The organism is Streptococcus sp. Marseille-Q3604 (assembly GCF_916619785.1).
Classification (GTDB): Bacteria; Bacillota; Bacilli; order Lactobacillales; family Streptococcaceae; genus Streptococcus.
Genome location: NZ_CAKAKM010000003.1, coordinates 124,766 through 142,717, shown reverse-complemented (window position 1 = coordinate 142,717; position 17,952 = coordinate 124,766). Strand labels below are relative to the sequence as shown.

Below are 17,952 nucleotides of genomic sequence, written 5' to 3'. Positions count from 1 at the left end.
TTAATCTACCTCATAATTCTTAATTTCATTTAGAAAATGTGACATAAAATATTCTTCTAAGTCAATATTCTCTCTCCTAATCTCTTTCATAGAAACCTGTTCTACAATTTCTCCATTTTTGATAAAGCCAATTTTATCTGCTATCTGTGAAATTTCCGATAATATATGACTCGATATTAGAATAGTAATTCCATGCTCCTTAGAAAGCGACAACAAAAGATTTCGAATTTCTTGAATCCCTATTGGATCTAAACCATTGATTGGCTCATCTAAAATTAACAATTTAGGTTTTGTTAGAAAGGCACGAGCTAAACCAAGCCTTTGCCTCATTCCTAACGAAAACTCTTTTACTTTTTTAGTCGTATTTTTTAATCCGACCATACTTAAGGCTCTTATTATATCTGATTCAATAATATTTTTTCCCATATACTGAGCGTGAATTTCCAAGATTTCTTTTGCAGTGCAATTATCATAAAAAATTGGTGATTCAATAATACTTCCAATCTGACTTAGGATTTCTTCTCTGTGTTCTTGTAGATTTTTCCCAAAAATTTCAATACTACCTGATGTAATTGTTGATAGGGATAACATACATTTCATTAACGTTGTTTTTCCAGCACCATTCGGTCCTAAAAAACCATAGATTTCTCCTTCAGCAATTTGAAGGTTGATACCACTTAAAATTTCTTCTTTATCAATTGTTTTAAAAACTTCTTTTATTTCAACGATATTTCTCATTTCTATCTCTCTTTCTATATCTAGCTTTAAATGCTAGAATTTTTCTTCCGGTGCATAACTACCAACTTATACAGTCTCTTTTTTATAGAAATCATCAAGGAATTATCACTTTCCTTCAATTAAACTCAGGTATGCTACTTGATACTAATATCTTGTCTTGAAATACTAGAGATTGAAAAAGAAGTAATCATTAAACTTATGAAACATGCAAATATCAAAAAGAATAGGTTATCAGCAATATTATTAGATAAACTTCCTGGACTGGCATTCGAAAGTAATGCTGCTAAACCAAGTCCAGTAAGCATTGTTATAGCTGTCGAATGCTTAATCATACCTAAAACAAATGGTAGTAAGCCTATTAGTACTGTTCCAAACGTTATTCCAGCTAAGTTAATTAATTGACTAGCTAGAGGGATATAACTAGATTCAGTTACAACAGCCAGGAATCTAATGAATAATTGAATCACTAAATGTGCAGAAAAATGGGCAATAAATGCTATTAGAATGACTGAAAGAATTTTTCCCCAAAGTAACTTTATTTTAGAAATAGGGTAAGAAAACAACTGAAAAATTGTTCTTCGTTTAAATTCATCAATAATAATCGTAGATAATAAATAAGATTCGAAAATCAAAAATGCTGCTTTTGTAAATAAAGATGAAAATAATGAAGCTACAATTGCCCAACCTTCCCATTTACCAGTAACTCTAATAACATTAGAATCCTGTCCAGTGAATTCTCCTAGTTTATTGTCAGTACCTAAACCCATAATAATGATTGCTGTAATACCTAACACTATAAATATAGTACACAACCAAGCTAAAAATAATTTAGATTTAGAAACTTTATTTAATTCAATTTTAATAAGCGACAACATAGATTATTTCCTCCAAAGCGTAAATAAAGAATAAACTATTCAGACTAATCTCGACAAATATTTAAAAATAAGTTTATTCTTCAGAAAATGTCACTATACATACTATCGGTATGTCTATACTAAAAACAAACATACCTACGGTATGTATAATAGATTTTTAATAACACACTTAAAGTATGTTATTTTTTAATTATAAATTATGTAAGATAATTTATTCAATTGATAATACATAAATAGAAATGAGTATTAACAAGAATGTCATGCGACGACTTATTTACTATTTTTTTAAGTGATCGAATAAGTTGAAAATCACCTCCATCATTTCATCAGAAATTAACTGTACCCCTAGACCTTCAAAAGTAAGTTTAATGAAATTCATTTTGCGCTTTAATTCTACTAATGAAAAAACGGAAATTTGAAAACCAATCCAAATATTTAGTGTTAAAACAATTAAATCTGCTAGCTCTTCTGGATATTCTGTTTTAATAGACCCATCTTCAACTCCTTCGTAAACTTTTTCTCTAATTTCGGGTAAAAAATCAGAAAATAGACCTAGATACTGCTCTCCTAACAAACGTGGACTTCTTAGCATGATTGAGGCAGAGTAAACGAGCCTTTGGTGTTCAAAATTAGAGAAAGAGTCCATCAAAGAATTTTGTATCTTTTCTAATCCAGTATTTCCTCTCCAATTATAATTTAAAATTTCTTGATTATTTTCGCTAATGATCGTTTGCAGTATATCATATTTGGACTCAAAATGATGATAGATAACACCTTTTGTTAATCCACCTAAGCCATCTATGATATCTTGTATTGAAGTATTATCAAATCCTTTTTCTAAAAATAGATTTTTAGAGACCTCTAGTATTTTTTTTCTAGTTTCATGTGAGTTTCTATTCCTTGCCATTATAGTCCCTTTCTATCATACCATCGGTATGTAACTTCTATTGTAGTGCACGAAACTAATAATGTCAAATATCTTATCGGAAGCTGTTTTATTAATCATTTCATTTTCAAATGCAAATATTATTTAAATTCTCCAAATCTTAATTTAAAGATTTTAAAATGATTAAAGAAGTAATGAAATAATCCACATAACTATTTCAATAAGTTCTATTTTACCTAAACTGAAAATTCAGCTACTAAAGACTAGTTCACACTATGATACTTCCCCACTATATGACAAAAAGCCCTGTCACCAAGGCTTTTCCTTCTACATATTTTCTAGGCTCGTACAAGCAGTGAGACTGCCTCCACATGCGATACTAGAAAATATCTATATTATAGACCAAAACTTTTGTTCTTTTCTCAATTAGATAATATTTTTAGTTCAGTACAATTTTGGTAAGGTACGTTTTATTAATTTATCGGACGAATCGATACATCTCCAAGTCCAAAAGAGAAATTGTCAAAGATATCCTGATAGTCGAATGGAATTAGTTGCCCTGTCTGGCTCATAAGAGCAAAGTCAACGCCTAATTCACGAATGAGATAGGGACACAGTGTAAATCCATTTTTCTCAATGATAAGAGCCAAGTCCAAAGAAGGGAATTCGCTCCTCCTTTGGGAAGGACTGCTTATACAAGTCGCTGATGATTCCCCAGTGTTTAAAAGGATTAAATTTAATTTGTTTTAAGGTCAAAAATTTCTCCTTAATTCCACCATCTAGCAAAATAGAAGTCTTTTTAAATATAACTCACGTCACGCCTTCGCAACGTTCTTTAGTTTAACGATTGAATCTCTTCTTTGACATATCCTTCTACATCTTCAATCTCTACAAACAGCGGGTCTAAGTGACACAAGAAGTGCCAATCTTCAGCGCCACGTTTTCTGTAGAGAATCGCTTCGCCGTCTTCGCTTCCGAAAAAGCTTCTGTCGGTTTCATATCCACAGCGTTCTAAGAAGTCTTTTGCCTTGCGATAGTTCGCTTCTCTTGCTTCGACATAGGCTTTCACTTCATCGTTGTTAACGACATATGCGTCGATTTTTGAATATCCTTCGATCACTTTATCGTTTTTAACGGATAGATTCGAAATTTCTTTCCAAATAATGTCCACATTTTCTTCATAATTAAACGAAAATCTAGATAAAGGGACAATATTTCCATTGAAAACAATTTCCATATAATCCGGCAAGTATTTTGGGTTCACATACTCCACTTCAAACCCATCTTCTGTTTCTAAAGTATACCCAGGGAGTTGAGCTACAAAGACTCTTCCCTCTTCTAAAGAGTCAAACGTGACTAAATCCTTTTGATAATCACCTTGATACAATTCCAAGATAACCATCGATAACCCTCCATTTTAACTTTGCAACGCTACGCAAATTTATTTTTCAGATCTTACAAGCAGTGATACTGCCTCGACATGAAACGACTGATCGCTGAGTCTATCAAGTGAAGCTGTCTGTATGTGGAAACATGTCTATAAAGCTTTTAACAATATCATAAGGTAATCGTTAAAAGGTATTACCTCGCACAAACAGTGATTTACTTAAACGAAATCCACTCTTCCTTTGAGAGACAGGTTATATGTTCTGTACGAAGAACACCTTCCAATGCACACGGAACGTTCTCTTTTGTATGATGATAACGGAACCCACATTTTTCCTGAACCCTCCGTGACTTTGTATTGCCGTCAAAATAACCGCACCACAATTTCTCCAGACTCAAGTCATCAAATCCATGTCTCATTATCTCACGAACTGCTTCTGGTATAAGCCCCTGACCCCAATAGGGAACTCCAATCCAGTAGCCAATCTCCGCCTCAGTATCCGGAATCCCTTTATCACTTGCAGAGCCAATCATCAATCCTATGCTACCCACTGGCTGCATCGTTTCTTTTAAAACAATGGCATATATCTCAGGTGCTGAAAAATAATTTTTTATAATCTCCCTACTGTTTTCAACACTGGTATGTACTGGCCAACCTGCAATCGGACCAACTTCTGGATTACTGGCATATTGAAATAAATCATGGGCGTCTCTTTCCTCCCATGGGCGAAGAATCAATCTTTCCGTTTCTAAAATCATTTTGTTCTCCTTAAATTCCAATTTAATTATTTTATTCTAGGTTTAGATGTTGGCAGTTCCTCATACATACCATCCAGTAGTTCCGTAATTAAATCCGAATCCCCAAATCTGTCGAATACATGCATTAATGTCTTTGAACCTTCATAGGGATAACTCAACTCGGAATCCGAAAGATACGAATGATATCCATCCCAGAAAACTTCCTGTGGGTCTTTTACAATGTTTCTACCTGCTTTTCCTTACTAATTCTATTACTCGCCAATATAGTATAAATTAAATAACCAATAAAAATGATAATAAAAATAACATTTATTTTTAACACAAAATAGAGATTTAACAAATTTGCGAACGCATGAAATAATATACAGTACCCCACAGATTTCGTTTGACGATAAAGAAGCCCTAAAACAAAACTTAAAAATAATGTATATATAAAAAATAAAATAAAAGGAAATCCTTGATGACTTTCTCCAACTATAAACCATAAAGGCAGATGCCAAATTCCCCAAATTGATCCTACAATCAAATTAGATTGCCAATAAGTATATTTTTTATCAAGTAACGGTTGTAATATACCTCTCCATCCTAATTCTTCATGTCCACCACCAAAAAAAATTAATTGAATAAAGAATAGTGGCATTAGATAAATTGATACTCCATTTAATTCTCGAGAAGATACAGAAAATAGTATCAAAATTGCTATCATATGAATAATGAAATAACTACTACTATTTTCTCTCTTATTGAATACAAAATGTTTAAATTTTATATTGTTACTTTTCAAATAAAACCCATTTGCAATAGCTGGTCCGAGTGCACCAACTATATGTAAGATTCTCCCTATAAACGTTTCTAATCCCAAAATATAAGATTGTGTAAATATGGCAAGAAGCCCCCAAGCTATATAAGTAATTCCAAATGTAAAATAAAGATAATTTTTTAAATTCTTTTTTTCAATTTCTGTCATTTATCTTCCTTATCTTGATTATTTTATGTATAAAATATTTTACTGCTTCTAATTGCTCTCGATTTATAACTAGGCATATTCTATCACAAAAACGCAAAAAAAGCCTCGCAATCAAGGCTTTTCATTATTGCTTCGTTACAAGGTTTTTACTCTTTTATAAGCAATCCTACACACTCGTCGGTTCGCTGTTACCGTATCGTTTCGTTATAAACTCCTTACTCTACGACTCCTATACCCCAGGGCACCTTCTCGACCTTAGGCCTCACCTTGTCGCATGAGCGGACTCAAAAGGTTCAGTGAACCTTTTGAGGATTAGTTACACTTTTCTAATAAACTTACTGCCTCAACGTTTAGTGATAGTGGAATTCTGTCAATATTTTGGACACATTTTGGGAGGAAAATTTGAAGGCTAGCGCCCTTCAGTTACACTATTCCAACGCCAAATTGGAAGCAACGAATAATCTCATTAAACTTATCAAGCATAATGCCTTTGGTTTTCGGAACTTTGACAACTTTAAAAAACGAATTTTTATCGCTCTGAATATAAAAATGGAGAGGACAACGATAGCCCTCTCCAGGTGTTAGCTTTTATTCAACCCACTACAGTTGACAAAGAGCCAATATATATGGAAATATACAACTGTTCTATATCAACTTATATTCATACCACTCTTCATCTACTTTCTGAAATCCCAAAGCCAAAAACATTCTTTGACTTTGAGTATTAAAAGGATATATTTGTGCAGAGACCTTTACCATTTTTTGTTCTTTCGCCAGATGTATCATTTCAGAAACACATCGTCTTCCGATCTGTAAATTCTGATACTCTTTGCTGATAACTATAGAAAGTTCCGAGTTATATAGGAGTGTCACATCTCCAACTAACACTCCTTCATATTGGATATAATAGCAAGAACCATGTGAAGTTAGGTAATCATACATTTTATGAAGTTTTGTTAGATTGTAAATCTGATCAGTATTATCTACTTGTTTGCAAACCTCACTATCTTGATACCAAAGAAGGGAGATGTCATCATTTCTATAATAAGGAATAAGCGTTATCTGATCGTCTACTATTCTATTCATCTTTATTTTTCCTTATTTCTTCTTTAAAAAAGGCTCAACCAAATCAACCCAATCTTGAGGCAGATAAGCTGATAAATAGCCATGATGATAGCCCTTTGCTTCATACAAAATCGTATTTGGATGTAGCTGCTGAAATAATTTCGCCGATGCTTTCACACAGTTTAATTCTTTTTCACCATAGATATACAAAACCTGAGCTTTGCTAGCAGAAATCCTATCTTTCAGTTTGTAACGCCCCATATAGTCTTTGTAAATGGTCACCATTGTTTTGACAGGCGTCCTTGGCAGATCCTCCAAATAATAAGCTTTTATTTCCTCTGGATAAGCCAGTTTAGGATAGAGTTTGTTCATCATGCTTAACTGAAGTTTACAAGAGAATTTATTGAACATCAATTTACCAAATAGAGACACTAGAAAGATGCTGATTTTAGCTAACCTTGGTTGAGGAATACAGAGGCTTCCGTCTATGATGGCCTTCTCAGCAATTTCACTGTCTAAAGACAAAAGCTCCATGGCAATTTGACCACCAAGTGAAACACCACCGATTGCTAACAATTTCCCACCACAGTTTGCTTTGATATAGTCTAGAATCTCCAAAGCAGAATCTTCAGTAGAAACATAATCAAGTTGATATTCCTCGCCGTGGCCATTCAAAGTGGGTAGAATAACACGGTATTCTTCTGACAAGATTCGTGCTTGACGAAGATAATTCCACCAAGAACTGCCACCACCATGTATCAGTAAGATAGAAGGCAAATTCTTATCCCCAAATTCATGGAATTTCATGTTTAGACTCCTTACTTTAGGACTTTCACTTGCTAAATCCTTGTTTAATCAGCTCGTAGAAGCAAAGCTACACACTCCACGTGTCCTGCTTCATGTAATTGAACACTAGTTTCCTTGAACTCTTTGGTATATTTTTGGCTCATTTGGACATCTCCTTTGGTTAGATACTATTCTACCAAAACGTGTCCATAAAATCATACTAACATCAGTTCACTTACTTTGACAAAGTGGAGGTATCTATCCTCAAGACCCTCAATGCATTCCATACTGCTAGTAGCGTTACACCAACATCTGCAAAGATGGCCTCCCACATATTAGAAATTCCCAATCCACTTAGAACCAAGAAAATTAGTTTAACTACAATAGCCAAGGTCATGTTTTGTTGGGCTATTCTGACTGTCTTTTTTGCCAGTCGAATGACTTGAGGAAGTTTTCCAAGGTCATCATCCATCAGTACAACATCTGCTGATTCAATGGCTGCGTCCGAACCTAGCCCTCCCATAGCAATACCAACATCTGCCCTAGCAAGAACCGGTGCATCATTCACCCCATCTCCAACAAAGGCAACAGCCTGCTGAGACTGAGTCAGAATTTCCTCAAATGTACTCACCTTATCCTGAGGCAAGCAATCTCCAAATGCATCATTAAAGGCAAATTGCTGTGCAAATTCATCAACCACTGCCTGACGATCGCCTGAAAGGAGAACCGTCTTTTTAATTCCGACTGCCTGTAAATCCTTCAAGGCCTCGATGCTCGTCTCCTTCACTTGGTCTGTGATAAGGAAATAGCCTAGAAAATGACTGTCCTCTGCCAAATAGAGAACTGTTCCTGTGCTGTCAATAGCTGGATAAGCAATCCCTTGAACTTCCATTAATCTAGCATTCCCAAGATAGAGCTGTCTGCCATCTACCCTACCGGACATGCCCTGCCCTGGTAGCTCGGTAATCTGACTCACCCTATTCTCGTCCACTTCCTGTCCATAGGCTGTTCGAATAGAGTTTGCGATTGGATGATTGGAATAGCTTTCCAGATGGGCAGCGAGGTACAGAATATCATCCTCGACACCTTCTGCGTTGACAACGGTATCCACCGCAAAGATACCTTTTGTAATTGTCCCCGTCTTATCAAATACGACCGTATCCAACTTGGCAAGAGCCTCTAAATAATTCCCACCTTTCACTAAGACACCTAATTTAGATGCTCCCCCTAGCCCGCCAAAGAAACTCATTGGTACCGAAACCGCAAGAGCACAAGGGCAAGAAATGACTAAAAAGGTAAGTGCCCGATAAAGCCAAGTCGACCACTCCCCTAAACCAAGCAAGGGAGGCAGGCTTGCAAGCAGAAAAGCGATTCCGACAACCACTGGTGTATACACACGCGAAAAACGTGTGATCATCCGTTCCGTCTCCGCTTTTTTATTGCTTGCATTTTCAACTAATTCCAAAATTTTGTTGACCGTTGATTGCGAAAAAGTCTTACTCACTTCAATTACCAATGGACTAGTCAAATTGATCACACCACTTGTAATGTCCTCACCAACGCCAATTTCCCTAGGCAGTGATTCTCCTGTCAAGGCTGACGTATCCAGAATAGAACGACCTTCTCTGACCAGACCATCTAGGGGCACCTTCTCCCCAGGCTTAACTAAAATATGGTCCGCAACCCTTACTGTTTCAGGGTCTACTTGAACGGTTTCTCCCCCCTCTAGTCTCCAAGCCTTATCCGACCGAATATCCATCAATCGTGCAATGGACTGACGAGATTGAGAGGTGGCCTTATCTTGGAAATACTCCCCAATCTGATAAAAAAGCATGACGGCTACTGCCTCTGGAAATTCTCCCAAGAGAAAGGCTCCTAAGGTCGCGATACTCATCAAAAAGTTTTCATCAAAAAGATTACCACGTTGAATATTTTGAACCATCTTGATAAGAACCTTATGGCCGATAATGATATATAGGGTCAGATAATAGACCAGACGAATCCAGAAATACTCCTCTGGCAGGAAAAAGCCGAAGGCAAATAGAATCATAACAGCAAGTAGCAGCTCTTTCGCCCAATCTCGTTTTTCTGGAAGTGCCTCTTCCTTTTTCTCACTGATAACTTCGATTCCAGGTTCAATAGCATCCACCAAGTCAATAATTTCCTTATCTATCCCATCTTCGCTTTTTGTTTCCAAAATCAGCTTTTGAGCTATCAGATTGACAGTGGCAGATTCTACCTGCTCCAATTGATTGACAGCACGTTCAATCTTAGCAGCACAATTGCCACAGTCAATTCCTCGAAGTTCATACTCTTTCTTCATGTTTTTCCTCTTTCAAATGTTTCAGTGTCAAAGACAAGACTGCTGCGACATGATCGTCCGCAAGTTCATAATAGGTCATCCTTCCTTTTTTCTCCCCCTTGACCAATTGGCAGTCCCTCAGATAGCGTAGTTGGTGAGAAATAGCAGACTTGGTCATCTGTAACGCAATCGCTAAGTCTCCGACACAAATTGGATTTTGCCGTACTGCTTGTAAAATCCGCAAACGAGTTGGGTCAGAAATCGCCTTAAAAAAATTGGACATATTTAGCAATGTAACGGTATCAAACTCCGTCTCATGGACCCCTTGAATTAAATCTGGATTACAAGCTGTTAAACACTGTGACATATTTTCTATTCCTCCTATACTAAAGTTGTATCAAGTAACATCATGATTAGAAATCCGGCCATAACCCCACCTGTCGCAATATCGGTATTCTTGTGCTCTTGAGCACCTGGCACAAGTTCTTCCACTGCAACATAAATCATGGCTCCCGCCGCAAATAAGAGAGCATAAGGTAGTAGCTGGGTCATAGACATAACAGCATAGGCCCCTAAAACAGCTGCAATCGACTCAACAATCGCTGACATGGCGCCATAGTAGAAAGCTGATTTCCTACTTCGCCCTTCTACCCGTAGTGGCAAGGACAAGGCAGAGCCTTCTCGAATATTTTGGATGCCAATTCCCAAGGCCAATCCAAGGGCACTCATTCACGTAAAGGAAAGTCTAGTTGCGAGATTTGCCACACTAGCAAATGCCACACCAACTGCTAAGCCCTCTAGTATATTATGAAACACTACCACCAGATAAAGCAGCATGGTCTTTGATAAGGGTCTTTTGGGATTCAAAATCCCTTCCTTATCACTCATCTGATGATTCAAATGCAGGTCGGGAACCAAATAATTAATAAAGCGGATAAATAAGCCCCCGACAATAGAACCAACAGCCGTCGTCAACCAGTAAAATCTGTTCGCAGCTATTGACTGGCTATAGTCCAAAGAAGGGACAAGCAAAGGCCAGACTGCCGCTGCCGTCATAATGCCCGCTGCCAAGCCCATCATCATATCCATGAATTTTTGATGAATGGTTTTGACAAAAAAGACCAAACTAGCACCGATAAGGGTACAAAACCAGTTGAATAAGCCAGCTAATAAAGCTTGCATTACTGGTGATAGAGAAGAAAAATTACATCTCATACCTCAATAATCGATGATTCAGTTGAACAACCACTCAACTATTATCATTATAGTTGAACACTTGCTCAATTGTCAAGGAAGAAAGTAAAAAAGCTATGAGAAATCCACATAACTTTGTAAATTATTGAAGCAATCTCGTATTCTTAGAGAATATCACAATGCCATAAAAAGCCCAAAGGACTATTTGGAATTATCATATCATATAACGCTTTGACACAATTTAACGATTACTATATTGAGAAACAAACTTTACTCCTCAAGAAAGTTAGATGTTCCCAATGCTATCCGTAAGAGTACTTAAAACCTTGAAACATACTGATTTCAAGGTTTTTATAACGTGTTGAAGATTATGTACTATTTTTGGTTCAGTTTACTATAAATGAATCACTCTTTAAAAATGGTATCACCAAATCAACCCACTCTTGAGGCAGGTAAGCTGATAAATAGCCGTGATTATAGCCCTTTACTTCATACAAAATCGTATTTGGATGTAGCTGCTGAAATAATTTCGCCGATACTTTCACACAGTTTAATTCTTTTTCACCATAGATATACAAAACCTGAGCTTTGCTAGCAGAAATCGTATCCTTCAGCTTGTAACGCCCCATATAGTTTTTGTAAATGGTCACCATTGTTTTGACAAGCGTCCTTGGCAGATCCTCCAAATAATAAGCTTTTATTTCCTCTGGATAAGCCAGTTTAGGATAGAGTTTGTTCATCATGCTTAACTGAAGTTTGCAAGAGAATTTATTGAACATCAGTTTACCAAATAGAGACACTAGAAAGATGCTGATTTTAGCTAACCTTGGTTGAGGAATACAGAGGCTTCCATCTATGATGGCCTTCTCAGCAATTTCACTGTCTAAAGACAAAAGCTCCATGGAAATTTGACCACCAAGTGAAACACCACCAATCGCAAACAATTTCCCACCACAGTTTGATTTGATATAGTCTAGAATCTCCAAAGCAGAATCTTCAGTAGAAACATAATCAAGTTTGTATTCTTCACCATGACCATTGAGTGTTGGTAAAATGACATGGTAATTATGAGACAGGAGACGAGCTTGTCTAAGATAATTCCACCATGAACTTCCGCCACCGTGTATCAATAAAATGGGAGGCAAATTTTTATCACCAAATTCATGAAATTTCATATTTGATACCCTTCCAAATGTCTCATATTGCCAATACCATACTTGTCTTGAAAGTCTATGTCCATCCGACTCTTAAATCTACTTATAGAAAATCTTCACCCAATCTTGTTTTGCACTTAGAATACGAGCAACAAATACTGTATGATTCTCAATATAATAAAATGCGAGATAGTTCTCTATTGGCATATAACGATAGGTTTTCCCATCGTCAGTCATTTCACCGTAACCTCTACTAGACACAAGTGGACATGCTTCTGGAAATATTTCTAAGGTTTCAAGAGCAGTCAATATCAAATCGACTTTCCCATCCGCAGATTGTTGGCTATAAAAATTCATAACGATATAGTCGTGAATTTCTCGTATATCCTGCTTAGCTCGATCCGCAAGAAAAACCTGATAGCGTTTCAACTTAGTCAAGACCAAATTCCTTTCTCACATCTGCTACAGAAGTGACTTTACCTTGCGCAATTTCCTGATGCCCGATTAAAATTTCCTTCTTTAAATCCTCAAAAGCCACTTGATACTGCGTATCCTGCACATCACTAGAAACAAATTCTCTTGCATCAACTGTCCTATTGGCAATTTTTCTAAGTGCTGCATTGAGAACATCTGATACCGTAATTTTTTCGTCTGCTAAGATGTCTTTCGTTTTTTGGTAAAATACCGAATCTGCTCGAAAATTTACCGCTTGTGTCTTTGCCATACTAAAAACTCCTTTTGTAAATACATTTTGTATATACATTCTAACATATAAAAGAAAAAGTATTCAACTAAAAATAAAAATGACTTACAATAAAAAGCCCTGCAATCAAGGCTTTTCCCTCTACATATTTTCTAGGCTCGTACAAGCAGTGATACCGTCTCCACATGTTGTACTAGAAAATATCTATATTATAGAACAAAATTTTTGTTCTTTACTCAATTAGATAACAATTTCAGTTCAGTACAATTTTGGTAAGGTATATTCTATTGATTTATAGGACGAATCGATACATCTCCGAGTCCAAAAGAAAAAGAGTCAAAGATATCCTGATAGTCGAATGGAACTAGTTGCCCTGTTTGTCTCATAACAGCAAAGTCAACGCCTACCTAATTCACGAATGAGACAAGGGCACAATGTAAAGTCGTTTTTCTCAATGATAAGAGCCAGAGTCCAAAAAAGGGAATTCGCTCCTCCTTTGTGAAGGACTGCTTATACAAGTTGCTGATGATTTCCCAGTGTTTAAAAGGATTAAATTTAATTTGTTTTAAGGTCATAAATTTCTCCTTAATTCCACCATCTAGCAAAATAGAAGTCTTTTTAAATATAACTCACGCCACGCCTTCGCAACGTTCTTTAGTTTAACGGTTGAATCTCTTCTTTGACATATCCTTCTACATCTTCAATCTCTACAAACAGCGGGTCTAAGTGACACAAGAAGTGCCAATCTTCAGCGCCACGTTTTCTGTAGAGAATCGCTTCGCCGTCTTCGCTTCCGAAAAAGCTTCTGTCGGCTTCATATCCACAGCGTTCTAAGAAGTCTTTTGCCTTGCGATAGTTCGCTTCTCTTGCTTCGACATAGGCTTTCACTTCATCGTTGTTAACGACATACGCGTCGATTTTTGAATATCCTTCGATCACTTTATCGTTTTTAACGGATAGATTCGAAATTTCTTTCCAAATAATGTCCACATTTTCTTCAGAATTAAACAAAAATCTAGATAAAGGGACAATATTTCCATTAAAGACAATTTCCATATAATCCGACAAGTATTTTGGGTTCACATACTCCACTTCAAACCCATCTTCTGTTTCTAAAGTATACCCAGGGATTTGAGCTACAAACGCTCTCCCCTCTTCTAAAGAGTCAAACGTGACTAAATCCTTTTGATAATCACCTTGATAAAATTCCAATATAACCATCGATAACCCTCCATTTAAACTTTACAGCGAGCGCTACACAAATTTATTTTTCAGATCTTACAAGCAGTGATACTGCCTCGACATGAAACGACTGATCGCTGAGTCTATCAAGTGAAGCTGTCTGTATGTGGAAACATGTCTATAAAGCTTTTAACAATATCATAAGGTAATCGTTAAAAGGTATTACCTCGCACAAACAGTGATTTACTTAAACGAAATCCACTCTTCCTTTGAGAGACAGGTTATATGTTCTGTACGAAGAACACCTTCCAATGCACACGGAACGTTCTCTTTTGTATGATGATAACGGAACCCACATTTTTCCTGAACCCTCCGTGACTTTGTATTGCCGTCAAAATAACCGCACCATAATTTCTCCAGATTCAGGTCATCAAATCCATGTCTCATCATCTCACGAACTGCTTCTGGTATCAGGCCTTGACCCCAATAGGGAACTCCTATCCAGTAACCAATCTCCGCCTCAGTATCCGGAATCCCTTTATCACTTGCAGAGCCAATCATCAGTCCTATGCTACCCACTGGCTGCATCGTTTCTTTTAAAACAATGGCGTATGTCTCAGGTGCTGAAAGATAACTTTTTATAATCTCCCTACTATTTTCAACGCTTGTATGTACTGGCCAACCTGCAATCGGACCCACCTCGGGATTACTGGCATATTGAAATAAATCATTGGCGTCTTTTTCTTCCCATGGGCGAAGAATCAATCTTTCCGTTTCTAAAATCATTTTTCTCTCCTTAAATTCCAACTGTTTATACAATCATTTCAAATGAAGGATTTTTCATGATTTGACTCTTTGTATCAACGCTATACACTCCACATGTGCTGAGAGCTTTCTTCTATACTAATAGACGAAAGGGTGTGAAAATGATTTTTAAATGATACTGTGGAACGGAACAGTAGCCCTAGTATTGACTACTGTCGTTTCTATTCATATTGGCTATTCTAGGACTGAGATGAAAAAATCTATAAATGCTCAGAATAAAATTGAACCCGCAAATCTCCCCAAAACAATGGTGAGTTATGTACTTGTATTATTCCGAAAAAATACACCTCTGGTGCAGTGAGACAAATTGGTGTATCTTATAGTGGCTTCGTAGATGAAAGCTATACTCTACTATCACTCTTTGATGATGTAGAACAAATTGAAAAAGATAATAGACTTCAGACAGCTATTGATGTTGTCAGAGAACAGTTTGGTTTTTTAGCCATACAAAAAGGAACCGTCCTAACTGAAGGTTCCAGAAATATTGAACGCAGTAAACTTATCGGTGGTCATTCCGCGGGTGGATTGGAGGGATTAAAATGAAACAAGAAAAAAATACAGTACAATTTTCAGAAATCCGTAGCAAAGGATGTAATGATATTGAAATGCTTGAAAGATTTTTACATGGAATCGTTGAAACAGCAACTTCAAAACTTCGTCAGAGAAAACTCAAAACAACTGAAATATCGATACGACTAGTACATGCTAAATCTGAAAACCGATTACCATTGGAATTTACATTTAGCATTAAGCCAACAAGCTCATCTGTGATAATCTATACTGAGGTAATCAATCGCTTTAAAGAATGTTACACAGGTGGGGGAATTCAAGGTTTTACGATTCAATTTGATAAAAATACCCTTGCCTCTGCATAGAAAGGATTTGATATGATTGACCGTTCATATTTACCATTTCAATCAGCAAGAGAGTACCAGGATACAAAGATGCAAAAATGGATGGGCTTTTTCCTATCTGAACATGCATCAGCACTCTCTGATGATACAAACAAAGTAACGTACATGTCTGACTTATCACTAGAGAAGAAATTATTACTCCTCAGTCAAGTATACGCCGGGCAGCTACGCACACGCATTCAAGTGATTGAAAAAAACAAGCGTGTTTCCTACACTGGAACAATACCAAGTCTGACCAAAGATTTCATTTTGATAAAAACTACAACAGGTCACATCAATTTGAAATTAAAAGACATTATTAGTATTGAACTTGTCGAGGAGGTGCTCTATGAATCAGCTTGAGTTTCAGCGTAATCACCTACAAATGGACTATTATAGCGAGAGCTACCAAGATTTTGAACGTGACTTCTACCGCTACTCTAACATGAATATTCCATTGACCTTCCTAACTGATGATATCCTAAAAACAATGGCGACTTCACGTAAGAATTACTTTGTCCTCAATAAGGAAAAGTCCAGAGATAACCGCGATCACTTCTTCATATTTGAAGTAAGTACCGTAGATGAGAATCCGCTAATCTATCATTATACATATAAGAAAACTACAATATATTTAGCAGAAAAATAGGAGCAGTTCAATTGACTGTTCCTATTTTTAATATTCATAAAATCTAAAGTCTTTATACTCTTTAACAATGGAGTCGCCAACCAGAACAGACTATACTGACCAGCGACTACCTTAAATTTAATGTTTCAGATTTATTTTCTTATCTCTAATTTCATAAACTACATCTGCTACATTTTCGAGTAATCGTTTATCGTGGGTGATAAACACGATAGTTCCGGTGTACTCCTTCATTAGTATTTCCAAAGCCTCTAAACTTGGTATGTCAAGGAAGTTACTGGGTTCATCCATTATTAGGATGTTATATCTACCCATGAGCATTTTAGCAAGCAACAATTTTATAATTTCTCCACCGCTTAAAACAGATAAACTTTTTCCAATATCGTTCTGTTTGAACCCCATAGATGCTAGCACTGAACGAATTTCTGATATATTGTAGTCACAATCCTTCTGCATAAACTCCATAACATTCTGATTACTGTTGTACTTGTAACCATTCTGTGCAAAGTAACCTATTTTTGCCTTAGGCGAAATAGAAATTCCTTCTTCATGGTTTAAGATCATTTGGATTAAAGTTGTTTTTCCGATTCCATTACCACCAGTTAACGCCACTTTTGCTCCTAACGGAATTTGAAAAGATGCATTTTCAAACAGAGCCTTATCCCCAAATACTTTATTAATTTCTGCACCGACTATAGGGTATGGATTATGGAGCTCCAATGCTTTACTTTGCCTGAAACGAATTCTGCGAATGCCTTCCGGAGCTTCTACTTTTCCTAAGGCCGCAATCCTGTGCTCTAGGGTTTTAGCAGCATTATACATCTTTTTTTCCTTACTTCCTATTGATTTTTGATGAGCTAAACGCCCTCCGTCTTCAGTACTTTTTTTCTTTGAAGAACCTTTTGCCTTCTGTTCTATTTTACGAGCCTGTTTTCGCTTTTCCTCCGCAGCCCTTTCCAATCGGGCACGTTCCGCAATAAATTGTTCGTATTCTGCAGCTTGGCTCTTACGTTCTTCCTCTTTCTGACGAAGATAATCAGAATAGTTTCCCCAATACTCAGTGATTTTGCCATCTTTCAGTTCCCATATTTTATCTACTATTTCATCAAGAAAATAGCGGTCATGGCTAATAACTAACAGTGCACCTGTAAAATATTTTAGCTGTCCTATTAGAAAATCAATTCCTTCACGGTCTAAATGGCTCGTAGGTTCATCCGCTAAAATACCATGAACCTGTGCCGATAAGGCCTGTGCTATTTTAAGCCTTGTTTCTTCACCACCGCTCATAGTCTGTATATTTAATTGCTCAACACCTAGCTTGCCTACAAGTGCAAAATCTTTTTCCTCCTGCAGAGTTACTTCGTCCAACTGGGGAATATAGGCAAGTTCACCCAGACGATTCATTTTACATCCTGGGGGAGTTAATTCTCCTAAAAGTACCCTGAGTAAAGTGCTTTTTCCAGCACCATTTGCTCCTACTAAACCAATACGGTCATAATCATATACTTCTAATTCATTTATATCTAAAACATCGCGTCCTTTGAATTCCACACGAATGTCTTTTGCTTTTAATATTAATTCCATAACATTT

Annotated in this window: 21 protein-coding genes and 3 pseudogenes; 5 read left to right on the top strand and 19 right to left on the bottom strand. The window is 36.6% G+C overall.

Features of this window, described 5'->3' with window-relative positions; translation table 11 throughout:
- The 8 genes and pseudogenes from LG375_RS10160 to LG375_RS10130 form a co-directional block, all read right to left on the bottom strand.
- Positions 1-738, bottom strand: a complete 738-nt coding sequence (locus tag LG375_RS10160; protein ID WP_002890501.1) for an ABC transporter ATP-binding protein — start codon at positions 736-738, stop codon at positions 1-3.
- Positions 739-872: 134 nt separating this feature from the next.
- A complete protein-coding gene (locus LG375_RS10155; protein ID WP_002890499.1) occupies positions 873-1,613 on the bottom strand; it encodes an ABC transporter permease in 741 nt (246 codons plus the stop codon).
- 277 nt (positions 1,614-1,890) lie between these two features.
- Positions 1,891-2,520 carry a TetR/AcrR family transcriptional regulator gene (locus tag LG375_RS10150; RefSeq protein WP_002890498.1) on the bottom strand — a complete coding sequence of 210 codons (630 nt, stop codon included), beginning with the start codon at positions 2,518-2,520 and terminating at the stop codon, positions 1,891-1,893.
- 452 nt (positions 2,521-2,972) lie between these two features.
- Positions 2,973-3,155, bottom strand: a complete 183-nt coding sequence (locus tag LG375_RS10145) for a hypothetical protein (protein ID WP_002890497.1) — start codon at positions 3,153-3,155, stop codon at positions 2,973-2,975.
- A gap of 179 nt (positions 3,156-3,334) precedes the next feature.
- Positions 3,335-3,901, bottom strand: coding sequence for a hypothetical protein (locus LG375_RS10140; protein ID WP_002890492.1), 567 nt, complete (start codon positions 3,899-3,901; stop codon positions 3,335-3,337).
- Between the two features lie 200 nt (positions 3,902-4,101).
- Positions 4,102-4,644: a GNAT family N-acetyltransferase gene (locus tag LG375_RS10135; RefSeq protein WP_004182884.1), complete on the bottom strand. Its 543-nt coding sequence runs from the start codon at positions 4,642-4,644 to the stop codon at positions 4,102-4,104.
- Positions 4,645-4,670: 26 nt separating this feature from the next.
- Positions 4,671-4,817, bottom strand: a pseudogene (locus LG375_RS10570) (competence protein TfoX); the annotation flags it as partial.
- 41 nt (positions 4,818-4,858) lie between these two features.
- The gene (locus LG375_RS10130) at positions 4,859-5,611 is read right to left on the bottom strand and encodes a CPBP family intramembrane glutamic endopeptidase (protein ID WP_148512762.1); all 753 of its coding nucleotides are present in this window, start codon (positions 5,609-5,611) and stop codon (positions 4,859-4,861) included.
- A 408-nt stretch (positions 5,612-6,019) separates the two neighbouring features.
- Between LG375_RS10130 and LG375_RS10125 the strand changes: the two are divergent.
- Positions 6,020-6,196 (top strand): annotated as a pseudogene (locus LG375_RS10125) (transposase); the annotation flags it as partial.
- Between the two features lie 60 nt (positions 6,197-6,256).
- On the opposite strand, the gene LG375_RS10120 reads toward LG375_RS10125, so the two are convergent.
- From LG375_RS10120 to LG375_RS10075, 10 genes and pseudogenes are all read right to left on the bottom strand, one after another.
- Entirely contained in the window at positions 6,257-6,697 is a 441-nt protein-coding gene (locus tag LG375_RS10120) for a GNAT family N-acetyltransferase (RefSeq protein WP_148512761.1), read from the bottom strand.
- 12 nt (positions 6,698-6,709) lie between these two features.
- On the bottom strand, positions 6,710-7,483 hold the full coding sequence (locus LG375_RS10115; RefSeq protein ID WP_002890514.1) for an alpha/beta fold hydrolase: 774 nt from the start codon (positions 7,481-7,483) through the stop codon (positions 6,710-6,712).
- Between the two features lie 214 nt (positions 7,484-7,697).
- Positions 7,698-9,785 (bottom strand): heavy metal translocating P-type ATPase, encoded by a 2,088-nt coding sequence (locus tag LG375_RS10110; RefSeq protein WP_002890512.1) that lies wholly within the window; start codon positions 9,783-9,785, stop codon positions 7,698-7,700.
- Entirely contained in the window at positions 9,769-10,131 is a 363-nt protein-coding gene (locus tag LG375_RS10105; RefSeq protein ID WP_002890511.1) for an ArsR/SmtB family transcription factor, read from the bottom strand. Before LG375_RS10105 ends, LG375_RS10110 begins: the two co-directional genes overlap by 17 nt.
- A 14-nt stretch (positions 10,132-10,145) precedes the next feature.
- Positions 10,146-10,979: pseudogene (locus tag LG375_RS10100) on the bottom strand (ZIP family metal transporter).
- A 365-nt stretch (positions 10,980-11,344) separates the two neighbouring features.
- Positions 11,345-12,133 (bottom strand): alpha/beta fold hydrolase, encoded by a 789-nt coding sequence (locus LG375_RS10095; protein ID WP_004182881.1) that lies wholly within the window; start codon positions 12,131-12,133, stop codon positions 11,345-11,347.
- Positions 12,134-12,211: 78 nt separating this feature from the next.
- Positions 12,212-12,550 (bottom strand): type II toxin-antitoxin system RelE/ParE family toxin, encoded by a 339-nt coding sequence (locus tag LG375_RS10090; protein ID WP_004182882.1) that lies wholly within the window; start codon positions 12,548-12,550, stop codon positions 12,212-12,214.
- Positions 12,543-12,836, bottom strand: a complete 294-nt coding sequence (locus tag LG375_RS10085) for a hypothetical protein (protein WP_004182883.1) — start codon at positions 12,834-12,836, stop codon at positions 12,543-12,545. The genes LG375_RS10090 and LG375_RS10085 overlap by 8 nt, the downstream gene beginning before the upstream one ends.
- Positions 12,837-13,469: 633 nt before the next feature.
- Positions 13,470-14,036 carry a hypothetical protein gene (locus tag LG375_RS10080; protein WP_070439270.1) on the bottom strand — a complete coding sequence of 189 codons (567 nt, stop codon included), beginning with the start codon at positions 14,034-14,036 and terminating at the stop codon, positions 13,470-13,472.
- A 204-nt stretch (positions 14,037-14,240) separates the two neighbouring features.
- The gene (locus tag LG375_RS10075) at positions 14,241-14,783 is read right to left on the bottom strand and encodes a GNAT family N-acetyltransferase (protein WP_225745739.1); all 543 of its coding nucleotides are present in this window, start codon (positions 14,781-14,783) and stop codon (positions 14,241-14,243) included.
- A 336-nt stretch (positions 14,784-15,119) separates the two neighbouring features.
- Between LG375_RS10075 and LG375_RS10070 the strand changes: the two genes are divergently transcribed.
- The 4 genes from LG375_RS10070 to LG375_RS10055 are packed head-to-tail and all read left to right on the top strand — an operon-like array spanning position 15,120 to position 16,364.
- Entirely contained in the window at positions 15,120-15,365 is a 246-nt protein-coding gene (locus tag LG375_RS10070) for a hypothetical protein (RefSeq protein ID WP_001813542.1), read from the top strand.
- A complete protein-coding gene (locus tag LG375_RS10065; RefSeq protein WP_000806926.1) occupies positions 15,362-15,697 on the top strand; it encodes a hypothetical protein in 336 nt (111 codons plus the stop codon). The genes LG375_RS10070 and LG375_RS10065 overlap by 4 nt, the downstream gene beginning before the upstream one ends.
- Positions 15,698-15,709: 12 nt before the next feature.
- Positions 15,710-16,078, top strand: a complete 369-nt coding sequence (locus LG375_RS10060; RefSeq protein WP_000567222.1) for a hypothetical protein — start codon at positions 15,710-15,712, stop codon at positions 16,076-16,078.
- Entirely contained in the window at positions 16,065-16,364 is a 300-nt protein-coding gene (locus tag LG375_RS10055) for a DUF5960 family protein (protein WP_001072467.1), read from the top strand. The genes LG375_RS10060 and LG375_RS10055 overlap by 14 nt, the downstream gene beginning before the upstream one ends.
- 117 nt (positions 16,365-16,481) lie before the next feature.
- Here LG375_RS10055 and msr(D) read toward each other — a convergent pair whose 3' ends face one another.
- Positions 16,482-17,945, bottom strand: coding sequence for an ABC-F type ribosomal protection protein Msr(D) (msr(D), locus tag LG375_RS10050; RefSeq protein WP_000420313.1), 1,464 nt, complete (start codon positions 17,943-17,945; stop codon positions 16,482-16,484).
- Between the last annotated feature and the right edge of the window lie 7 nt (positions 17,946-17,952).

Excerpts from the sequence above, each read along its gene's own strand:
- LG375_RS10120 (WP_148512761.1), bottom strand. The coding sequence starts at position 6,697 with ATGAATAGAATAGTAGACGATCAGATAACGCTTATTCCTTATTATAGA.
- LG375_RS10095 (WP_004182881.1), bottom strand. The coding sequence starts at position 12,133 with ATGAAATTTCATGAATTTGGTGATAAAAATTTGCCTCCCATTTTATTG.
- LG375_RS10110 (WP_002890512.1), bottom strand. The coding sequence starts at position 9,785 with ATGAAGAAAGAGTATGAACTTCGAGGAATTGACTGTGGCAATTGTGCT.
- LG375_RS10140 (WP_002890492.1), bottom strand. The coding sequence starts at position 3,901 with ATGGTTATCTTGGAATTGTATCAAGGTGATTATCAAAAGGATTTAGTC.
- LG375_RS10130 (WP_148512762.1), bottom strand. The coding sequence starts at position 5,611 with ATGACAGAAATTGAAAAAAAGAATTTAAAAAATTATCTTTATTTTACA.
- LG375_RS10135 (WP_004182884.1), bottom strand. The coding sequence starts at position 4,644 with ATGATTTTAGAAACGGAAAGATTGATTCTTCGCCCATGGGAGGAAAGA.
- LG375_RS10160 (WP_002890501.1), bottom strand. The coding sequence starts at position 738 with ATGAGAAATATCGTTGAAATAAAAGAAGTTTTTAAAACAATTGATAAA.
- LG375_RS10060 (WP_000567222.1), top strand. The coding sequence starts at position 15,710 with ATGATTGACCGTTCATATTTACCATTTCAATCAGCAAGAGAGTACCAG.
- LG375_RS10115 (WP_002890514.1), bottom strand. The coding sequence starts at position 7,483 with ATGAAATTCCATGAATTTGGGGATAAGAATTTGCCTTCTATCTTACTG.
- LG375_RS10150 (WP_002890498.1), bottom strand. The coding sequence starts at position 2,520 with ATGGCAAGGAATAGAAACTCACATGAAACTAGAAAAAAAATACTAGAG.
- LG375_RS10085 (WP_004182883.1), bottom strand. The coding sequence starts at position 12,836 with ATGGCAAAGACACAAGCGGTAAATTTTCGAGCAGATTCGGTATTTTAC.
- LG375_RS10105 (WP_002890511.1), bottom strand. The coding sequence starts at position 10,131 with ATGTCACAGTGTTTAACAGCTTGTAATCCAGATTTAATTCAAGGGGTC.
- LG375_RS10155 (WP_002890499.1), bottom strand. The coding sequence starts at position 1,613 with ATGTTGTCGCTTATTAAAATTGAATTAAATAAAGTTTCTAAATCTAAA.
- LG375_RS10080 (WP_070439270.1), bottom strand. The coding sequence starts at position 14,036 with ATGGTTATATTGGAATTTTATCAAGGTGATTATCAAAAGGATTTAGTC.
- LG375_RS10075 (WP_225745739.1), bottom strand. The coding sequence starts at position 14,783 with ATGATTTTAGAAACGGAAAGATTGATTCTTCGCCCATGGGAAGAAAAA.
- LG375_RS10065 (WP_000806926.1), top strand. The coding sequence starts at position 15,362 with ATGAAACAAGAAAAAAATACAGTACAATTTTCAGAAATCCGTAGCAAA.
- LG375_RS10055 (WP_001072467.1), top strand. The coding sequence starts at position 16,065 with ATGAATCAGCTTGAGTTTCAGCGTAATCACCTACAAATGGACTATTAT.